The sequence below is a fragment of the Planktotalea sp. genome (genome assembly GCF_039984035.1).
GTDB lineage: Bacteria > Pseudomonadota > Alphaproteobacteria > Rhodobacterales > Rhodobacteraceae > Planktotalea.
Window position 1 is genome coordinate 1 of record NZ_JBDWVM010000177.1, and the last position, 8,977, is coordinate 8,977.

Below are 8,977 nucleotides of genomic sequence, written 5' to 3' on the forward strand. Positions count from 1 at the left end.
GTCGCCTTGGCCCAGATTGCAGAAAATCCCTTGCCCGCAAGCTTTGTAGAAATCGGTGCGATTGGCAACAACGTCTGCCTTCACCGTAGGGTCGATATCCTTGAAATGCATATAGCTGATGCGATCAATGTTGCGCTTCATGAAGGCAACAGGATCAAAGCCCGCATAGGAGTGGTGGCCCGTATCAAAGCAGATTTTAAGGATGCTTTCATCGACCTCATTCAAGAGGCGATCCAGTTCTGGCTCAAAGTCCATAAAGCCAGCCGCATGGGCGTGGATACCTACAGTCAGGCCGTGCTCTTCGGCGCCCATTTTTGCGACAGTTGCAATGCGATCACGATAGGTGGTCCACTCAGCCTTGTCCATTTGTTCAGCTTCATCTGCACGGCCAGCGGTTGGGGCGCGGCGCGGTGAAATGCTATCGATCAGCACCAAATGTTCGGCGCCATGCGCGACGAGCGCTTTACAGGTTCGCGTCGCTGCATCGAGCACATCATCCCACTTTTCTGCGTCATGGAAGGGCTGAAAAACAACGCCGCCAATGATGCTCAGGTCATGTTTGGCGAGTTCTTCTGACAGGATCGCAGGGTCTTCGGGCATGTAGCCGATGGGGCCAAGCTCAATACCTTTGTACCCCGCCTGCGCGCATTGCTGCAGCACGGATTGCCATTTAGGGTAGGCTGGATCAGATGGGAATTCGATGCCCCATGAGCAGGGCGCGTTGCCAATTTGGATCGTCATATCGGTGTCCTAGAAGTCGTTAATAGTGCGCCAAGCTTTCGCATCTGAAGAGGCGTGCGCTGCGGCGATGATTTGGTTGACCTCCATTCCATCGCGGAATGTGGGCCAGATGTTTGTCTTGGTTTCAATGGCTTGCAGAAAATCACGTGCTTCGATGATAATCTGGTCCTGATACCCTGTGCCATGGCCCGGGCCTTGGCAAAAAGGTTCATAATCAGGGTGATCTGGGCCAATCAGAATTTTGGTAAAGCCGCGCTGTGCGTCTGGTCCATCCATTTTATAGAGATGGATCGCGTTCTGGTCTTCGCCATCAAAACGGATCGCCCCTTTTGAGCCGGTGATCTCATACGCATAGCCCATTTTGCGTCCTGTCGCGATGCGGCTGGCGTAGATGGAGCCAAGCACGCCGCTTTCAAAACGGCAAAGCATATGGGCGTGATCATCGTTGGTGACTTTGCCGCCTGGGCGGTCCTCGATCACAGTTTCGATTTCCGCCATGATGGACGTGATCGGTCCCATCAAACGCAAAGCACAGTTAATGGGATGCGGTGCAAGATCGCCCATCATACCGTTGGCTTTGCCGCTTGTGCGCCATGTGGCAGGGGCATTGGGATCCGCCAAAAAGTCCTCTGTATGTTCGCCGCGAAATCCTGTGATGTCGCCGATAACGCCGTCTTCAATCAACTGGCGCGCGTATTGCGTTGCAGGCGTGCGAATGTAGTTGAACCCGGTCATATTGATTGCGCCATTGGCCTCTGCGGCGGCAACCATTGCACGGCTATCTTCGACATCGGTGCCGAGAGGTTTCTCGCAAAAGACTGGCTTGCCAAGTGCAAATGCTGCTTCTGCTATAGGGCGGTGCATGTTCTGCGGGGTCGCAATAATGATCGCATCGACGCGCGGATCATTGACCAAGGCGCGCCAATCATCTGTGCCGCGCGCAAACCCGTAAGCTTTGCGATATTTTTCGGCGGATGCAGCAGAGGTCGCGCAAACCATTTCAAGGCGTGGACGCAGGGCCGTGTTAAAGACAGCACCCACAGCGGACATCGCAACGGCATGGGCCTTGCCCATATAGCCGCCACCCAAGATTCCAATGCCAATTTCGCTCATTCGTGTTCCTCTCCGGAGAATCTATTTGCAACCGGTTGCAAAATCATTATCCTTGGATTCGAAATCAAGCAAGCGTCAATCGCTGCAATGGGAGAATTCAACGATGACAACAGGCACTGTTCGCCTCACGGTCGCGCAAGCGATTGTTCGTTATCTGGACAACCAGTTTATCGCTATAGACGGCGAGGAAATGCGCCTGTGCGGCGGCGGTTTTGGCATCTTCGGTCATGGTAATGTGACCTGCCTTGGCGAAGCGCTGCATGAGCATCAAGAGACCTTGCCGCTCTATCGTGGTCAGAACGAACAGGGCATGGGTTTTGCAGCGGCGGCCTATGCCAAGCAATGGCTGCGCCAACGCTTCATGTTTTGCACGGCGAGCGCGGGGCCAGGCACTGCGAACCTTTTGACCAGCGCGGCTTTGGCGCATGCCAATCGTTTGCCTGTTTTGATGCTCTGCGGTGACGCTTATGTAACGCGGCTTCCTGATCCTGTTTTGCAGCAGCTCGAGCATTTTGGCGAACCGACGCTTGGCGTGAATGACGCGTTCAAGGCTGTGAGCCGTTTCTGGGATCGCATCACTCATCCGGCGCAAATTATTCAGTCTTTGCCTGCGGCTTTGAACACGATGCTTGATCCTGCTGATTGCGGGCCTGCCTTCATTGGCTTGCCGCAAGATGTGCAAGGCTGGGCCTATGATTATCCTGAAGCGTTCTTTGAAAAGCGCGTGCATCGCATTCGACGCCAAGCGCCGGATGCGGAAGAAGTTGCGGAAGCAATTGCACGTTTAAGCCTAGCGAAACGCCCGATGATCATTGCGGGCGGCGGTGTGCAGTATTCTGGCGCAGTGGCTGAGTTGACTGCATTCGCCGAAGCCACGGGCATTCCAGTTGTTGAAACGATTGCGGGTCGTGCGAACATGCTCGACACCCATCCGCTCAATATTGGGCCGATTGGCGTGACGGGATCGGAATCTGCTAACACCATTGCAGAGCAGGCGGACGTCATTCTGGCGGTTGGCACGCGGTTGCAGGACTTCACGACAGGGTCATGGACGGCCTTTAGCCATGATGCGCAACTGATCGGGGTGAATGTGGGTCGACACGATGCGGCTAAGCACATGTCGATGACAGTCGTCGGCGATGCGAAATTAGCGCTGACTGCCTTGGCCTCAGATTACAAAGCGCCAGCCGAATGGACCAAATTCGCGCAAGGCGAGCGGAAGAAATGGACCGATTACGTGGCGGACAACGTCGCTTACGGGAATGCGGAGAACTCCTATGCGCAAGCCATCGGCGTTGTGAATGCGCTGTGCGATCCGCGCGATCGCGTTGTTGCGGCTGCGGGTGGCTTGCCTGCCGAAGTCACCGCGAACTGGCGCACGTTGGATATTGGCACAGTGGATGTGGAGTTCGGCTTTTCCTGCATGGGCTATGAAATCGCAGGCGGCTGGGGCGCGCGCATTGCGCAGGCTGAACGCGAGCCGGATCAAGACACGATCGTCTTCACCGGTGACGGTTCTTACCTGTTGATGAACTCGGACATTTATTCGTCGGTTTTGACGGGCAAAAAGATGATCATTCTGGTGCTCGACAACGGTGGTTTTGCGGTGATCAACAAGCTGCAAAACAACATGGGCAATGAAAGTTTCAACAACCTGATCGCCGACACGCCGACTGCCACCAATCCCTTCGCGATGGACTTCGAAGCGCATGCGGCAGCCATGGGGGCGACTGCCGAAACCGTGGCGAACCCGAACGAGCTGGCCGAGGCGTTCAAACGCGCCAAGGCGAGCGACAAAACCTACGTGATTTGCATGCAGGTCGATCCATACGAAGGTTGGACCACCGAGGGTCACGCATGGTGGGAAGTTGGAACGCCGGAAGTGACTACATCCGACAAGGTGCGCGCGGCGCATGAGGATGTTGAAAGCTCACGCCATAAACAGCGAAAGGGCGTGTGATGCGTCAGTTTACAGCCCAAAACGCGGATCCAGCCGAGATCGTAGACGAATTGCTGAACGGCAAAGGCGCGGTGCGCTTGACGGGATTGTTCTCGGACGCTGCGATCAAAGAGGCGCGAGAGATCATTCACGCCTATTCGGCTGAGGCTGATAAGGTTGCGCATTTTCAAGGGAAGGCTGCAGAGGAAGGCACGTTCCATTTGCAACGACGTGTTTGGAACCTCTTAGCGAAAGGCTCGGTGTTTTCGGACATGGCGGCCCATCCCGTCTTGATGAACATTCTGCGCAAGTTTCTAGGAACAGAGTTCATCATGGGCTCCATCGCCGCCAATCGGATTATGCCAGGAGGACCAGGGCAGGAGCCGCATGTGGATTACCCCTATTGGGACATGTACAAACAAGAGACCCATCCTATTGGCCTCAACAGCTCTTTCCCGATGAACGCGCAGGTGTCGATCCTACTTGATCCCTTTACGATGGAAACAGGCGCGACGGCTTATATGCCCGGCTCACAGAAAGAGCTGCGCTATCCAGCCGAGGCAGATAACTTCTATGATCATTGCGAGCGTATGCTGGGTGATCCCGGTGACGTCGCCCTGTTCTATGGCGCGGCATGGCATTGCGCGATGCCCAACACATCACAGATTGATCGCTCGGCTGTACTGATCAACTACCTGCCCAAATGGGTCAAACCGCTCGAAGATATGCCGGCAGCTTTACCGGACGGCTTCATCGATGCAGCCTCGGATGATTTGAAACAGCTTCTTGGCTTGAACTACCCCTATCCTGAGGTGCTCGACACAGCGCAAGCAGGCAATACGATTGGGCGCACATGACGGACGTGATCGCAGGAATTAAGAAAAACCGCTTTGTCGTGGTTGGGCGCGTTGGGATGGACCTATTTCCTGATCCCGTCGGCGCGCGCGTTGAGGATGCGACATCAATGCATGTCGATATGGGGGGATCATCCGCCAATATCGCTGCAGGGATTGTGAAACTCGGCGGTGCGGCCTCGCTCGTGACGAGCGTATCGGACGATGCAGTGGGACGCGCATGCGTACGTTTGCTACGCAAATACGATGTGGCGACGGATTATGTCTGCACCGTTGGCGGCGAGGCGCGCACGTCGCTCGCGCTTTATGAGAGCCGCTTAGAGGATCATCAATCGGTCATCTATCGCAATGGCGCGGCGGATTTCGAAATGACTGAAGCAGATGTAAGCGCGGTCGATTACACTCAATTTGGCGCGCTGGTCACGGCTGGCACCGTCTTTGCGGCGGAACCTTCACGCTCTGCTGCGTTCAAGGCGTTCGAACTTGCGCGCGCGGCTGGACTGCCGATCATTTTCGATGTGGATTATCGCCCGTATTCTTGGCCCTCTGCTGAGGTTGCCGCAGATGTCCTTTCTCGTGCAGGGGCGTTGTCAGATGTCATTGTGGGCAATGACGAAGAATTCGGGTTCATGGCAGGCGGCATCGAAAAAGGGCTTGAGAAGGCCCGCGATTTGGCCGCAAGCACCGCGAGCATTGTGATTTACAAAATGGGTCCAGAGGGCGCGGTTACCTTCGATAAAAATGGCGAGCAGCGCACAGGCATCTATCCTGTCACAGCGCTGAAACCGACGGGCGCTGGCGACAGCTTCATGGCGGGGCTTTTGACAGGCATCGCCGATGGGCTCGCGCTCAAAGATGCGGTCATGCGCGGCTCTGCCTGCGCGGCAATCGTCGTCGGCAAACCGGGCTGCGCGCCTGCGATGCCATATCCCGATGACCTAGACGCATTTCTTTCTAATCACCCTGGCCCCAGTATGCCTCTTTCCAGCACGCCGACCTCAAGCACATCTTAAAGGAGCCTGACATGCATATCCCTCCATTTGATAATCAGAACAAACCCATCGTGGACGCGGATGATCCAACGGTTCCGTTGAATTATTTTAACATTGTGAAGCTCAAGAAAGGGCAGGCGTTTGAATACGCAGTGCCTGGATATGAGACCTGCATCGTTCCTGCGACGGGCACGGTCAATGTGGATATCGAGGGCTTCAAAGCAGACGCTTTGGGCAATCGGCGCGAAGATGTGTGGGACGGCGAACCTGAAGGTGTCTACGTGCCAACAGCGGCAAAAGCGGTGATGGAATGTACTTCGGATGAGGCGGAAGTCTTTGTGTGCGGCGCGCGTTATGACAAAGTGCTCGACGCATTCGATGTGCGCGCGGATGAGCTTGATCTGGTGCAATACGGATCGGATGAAACCAAAACGCACCGTAAGATCAAGCATATCTTGGGCACCAAGTATCACGACAAAGTCGGTCGTTTGCTGGTGTCGGAATTGTTCACTGTGGGCGAGGGCGGCTGGTCCGGATTTCCATCGCACAAGCATGACACGGATCGCTTGCCGCTCGAGACGCGCCATGACGAGACGTATAACTTCCGTTTCAAGCCGAACCACGGCTCAGGCGTGCAAATGCTGCAGCGTGAAGATGGCAAAGCAGGGGATGCCTATCATCTAGTAGACGGCTCGACCATTTGCCTTGATAGCGGATATCACCCTTGCGCGGTTCTACCGGGATATCAGATGTATTACTTCACCATTCTGGGTGGCCTGTCACAACGTTCACTGGTGCAATATTTCCAACCGTCACACGCCTATCAGATCGAAACGATCCCAGGCATCAAAGACATGATCGCGAAATTTAAATAACGCGATCACAGCGCGTCGCTGAAAGGCGACGCAATTAGAGAATTGGAGATGTCATGCCTCTCGTGACACTGAAAGACGTGCTGCAACCTGCGTTGAAGCAGGGCTATGCGGTTGGTGGACTTGTAACGCTCGGTTGGGAAGATATGCGCGCCTATGTGGCCGCTGCGGAGGCCGAAGATTGCCCTGTGATTTTGCAAGCCGGGCCGGGGTGCCGTGAACACACACCTTTGCCTATATTGGGAAAGATGTTTCGTCATTTGGCGGAACAGGCCTCTGTGCCTGTCGTGGCTCATTTGGATCATGGATACACCAAAGAGGAATGCGTCGAAGCGCTCGAGAGCGGTTTCACGTCTTTGATGTTCGATGGTTCACGCCTGCCTTTGGACGAAAACATCGCGCAAACGAAAGAGATTGCCGACATAGCCCATGCGGCTGGTATTTCGTGTGAGGGTGAGATTGGCTTTGTGGGCTACGCGAACGGTGAATCCTCGGCAGGGACCGATCCGGAAGAGGCCGCGCGATTTGCGATTGAAACCGGCGTTGATGCGATGGCGATTTCGGTCGGAAATGTGCATCTGCAACAGGACAAAGAGGGCGGCCTTGATGACGCGCGCATCCGCGCCATTGATGCGGTGACAGAGGTTCCTTTGGTCATCCACGGCGGATCGGGGGTGCCTGTGGCGCAGCGTCAAAGTTTGGCAAAAACGAGTAGCATCTGCAAATTTAACATCGGAACTGAGCTGCGCATGGCCTTTGGCGCCGCGATGCGGACGGCTGTAAACGACGATCCCGCGCGCTTTGATCGCGTGCAAATTTTGAAAGAAACCCATGATCCTTTGGTTGCGGCAACGCGGCAGGTTTTGGCGGCATTGAAAGGGTAACACTATGTTACGTATCGGAATTTTAGGATGTGGCCGCATTGGTCAGGTCCACGCACATACGATCAAACGCCTTGGCACCGCCCAGCTTGTCGCTGTATCGGACGCCTTCCCTGAGGCGTCAAAGGCGCTGGCCGAAGCGACAGGCGCAGAGGCGCGCAGCACGGATGCGATCTTGCAAGCCGATGATATCGACGCGGTGATCATCGGCACGCCAACGGATACGCATTATGATCTGATCCACGCCGCAGCTGCAGCAGGTAAGGCGATATTCTGTGAGAAGCCCGTCGACATGTCTGCTGATCGCATTCGTGAATGCGGAAAAGCCGTGGCAGAGGCTGGCGTTCCCTTTATGACGGCGTTCAATCGTCGCTTTGATCCAAGTTTTGCAAATATTCAGGCGCGTATTGCAACGGGTGACATCGGCGATGTTGAGATCGTAACGATCCTGTCGCGTGATCCGCTGCCGCCACCCATTAGCTATATTGAAAGCTCGGGTGGAATCTTCCGCGATATGATGATCCATGATTTCGACATGGCGCGTTTTCTGCTTGGCGAAGAACCGGTCCAGGTCTTTGCTGTTGGCTCGGCCCTTGTTGATCCGGCAATTGGAGAGGCGGGTGATGTTGATACAGCAGCCGTGACCTTGACGACGGTCAGTGGGAAAATCTGTCAAATCTCCAATTCGCGCCGCGCGACATATGGCTATGATCAACGGATTGAGGTCCACGGCTCCAAAGGCATGCTGCGGGCAGAGAATAAGCTGGAAAATACCGTTGAGCTGGCGACGGCCGAGGGTTTTCAACGTGCTCCAACGCTCAACTTTTTCCTCGAGCGGTATGAAGACGCCTACATCGCGGAAATCTCGCATTTCATAGACGCGGTTGAAGGTAAAACGCTCGTTTCGCCCACATTGGACGATGGATTGCGTGCACAAGTGATTGCAGATGCAGCGGCGCTGTCTTGCGCGGAAGGGCGTCCTGTTTTGCTTTGACAGTGAAACGGCGCGCTAAGGCAACTGTTGGCATTTGCGCGCGTTTTTAGCTATGCATCCTTAACTAAATTGAGGGTGCGTAAATGCAAAAATCTATCCTGATCACAGGGTGTTCAAGCGGTATTGGCTATGACGCAGCGCATGGGCTTGCCAAAAGAGGCTGGCGCGTTTTTGCAACGTGCCGTCAGCAAAAGGATTGTGATCGCCTCAACGAAGAGGGGCTTGAAAGCTTCGTTCTGGATTACGCGGATGAAGCGTCCATCGAAACGGCTCTCGCGGAATGCCTTGAGCGCACGGGCGGCACGCTTGATGCGCTTTATAACAATGGGGCCTATGCCATTCCTGGTGCAGTTGAAGATTTGCCGCGTGCAGGATTGCGGGCTATTTTTGAAACCAACCTGTTTGGTTACCATGATCTGACGTGCCGCGTGATCCCGATCATGCGCAAGCAGGGGCATGGCCGCATTATCAATTGCTCGTCAGTCTTGGGTTTGGTCGCTGCAAAATACCGCGGCGCGTACAATTCCACGAAATTTGCGATGGAAGGGCTAACCGATACCCTGCGCATTGAAATGCGCAATACTGGTATTG

At 55.0% G+C, this 8,977-nt stretch carries 9 protein-coding genes; 7 read left to right on the forward strand and 2 right to left on the reverse strand.

Going from position 1 to position 8,977, the window contains the following annotated elements:
* Both ABJQ89_RS08045 and ABJQ89_RS08050 read right to left on the reverse strand, forming a co-directional pair.
* On the reverse strand, nucleotides 1–741 hold a 741-nt coding region (locus ABJQ89_RS08045), incomplete at its 3' end, for a TIM barrel protein (RefSeq protein ID WP_348495731.1).
* Nucleotides 742–750: 9 nt separating this feature from the next.
* Nucleotides 751–1,854 carry a Gfo/Idh/MocA family oxidoreductase gene (locus tag ABJQ89_RS08050; RefSeq protein WP_348495732.1) on the reverse strand — a complete coding sequence of 368 codons (1,104 nt, stop codon included), beginning with the start codon at nucleotides 1,852–1,854 and terminating at the stop codon, nucleotides 751–753.
* A 103-nt stretch (nucleotides 1,855–1,957) separates the two neighbouring features.
* On the opposite strand from ABJQ89_RS08050, the gene iolD reads away from it, so the two are divergent.
* The 7 genes from iolD to ABJQ89_RS08085 form a co-directional block, all read left to right on the forward strand.
* Nucleotides 1,958–3,814: a 3D-(3,5/4)-trihydroxycyclohexane-1,2-dione acylhydrolase (decyclizing) gene (gene iolD / locus ABJQ89_RS08055; RefSeq protein WP_348495733.1), complete on the forward strand. Its 1,857-nt coding sequence runs from the start codon at nucleotides 1,958–1,960 to the stop codon at nucleotides 3,812–3,814.
* Nucleotides 3,814–4,650, forward strand: a complete 837-nt coding sequence (locus tag ABJQ89_RS08060; RefSeq protein ID WP_348495734.1) for a phytanoyl-CoA dioxygenase family protein — start codon at nucleotides 3,814–3,816, stop codon at nucleotides 4,648–4,650. The genes iolD and ABJQ89_RS08060 overlap by 1 nt, the downstream gene beginning before the upstream one ends.
* Nucleotides 4,647–5,660, forward strand: a complete 1,014-nt coding sequence (iolC, locus tag ABJQ89_RS08065) for a 5-dehydro-2-deoxygluconokinase (RefSeq protein WP_348495735.1) — start codon at nucleotides 4,647–4,649, stop codon at nucleotides 5,658–5,660. Before ABJQ89_RS08060 ends, iolC begins: the two co-directional genes overlap by 4 nt.
* A gap of 11 nt (nucleotides 5,661–5,671) precedes the next feature.
* A complete protein-coding gene (locus ABJQ89_RS08070; protein WP_348495736.1) occupies nucleotides 5,672–6,514 on the forward strand; it encodes a 5-deoxy-glucuronate isomerase in 843 nt (280 codons plus the stop codon).
* 53 nt (nucleotides 6,515–6,567) lie between these two features.
* Nucleotides 6,568–7,395, forward strand: coding sequence for a class II fructose-bisphosphate aldolase (locus ABJQ89_RS08075; RefSeq protein ID WP_348495737.1), 828 nt, complete (start codon nucleotides 6,568–6,570; stop codon nucleotides 7,393–7,395).
* Between the two features lie 4 nt (nucleotides 7,396–7,399).
* Nucleotides 7,400–8,386, forward strand: a complete 987-nt coding sequence (gene iolG / locus ABJQ89_RS08080; RefSeq protein ID WP_348495738.1) for an inositol 2-dehydrogenase — start codon at nucleotides 7,400–7,402, stop codon at nucleotides 8,384–8,386.
* 83 nt (nucleotides 8,387–8,469) lie between these two features.
* A partial coding sequence (locus ABJQ89_RS08085; RefSeq protein WP_348495739.1) for an SDR family NAD(P)-dependent oxidoreductase occupies nucleotides 8,470–8,977 on the forward strand: 508 nt, incomplete at its 3' end.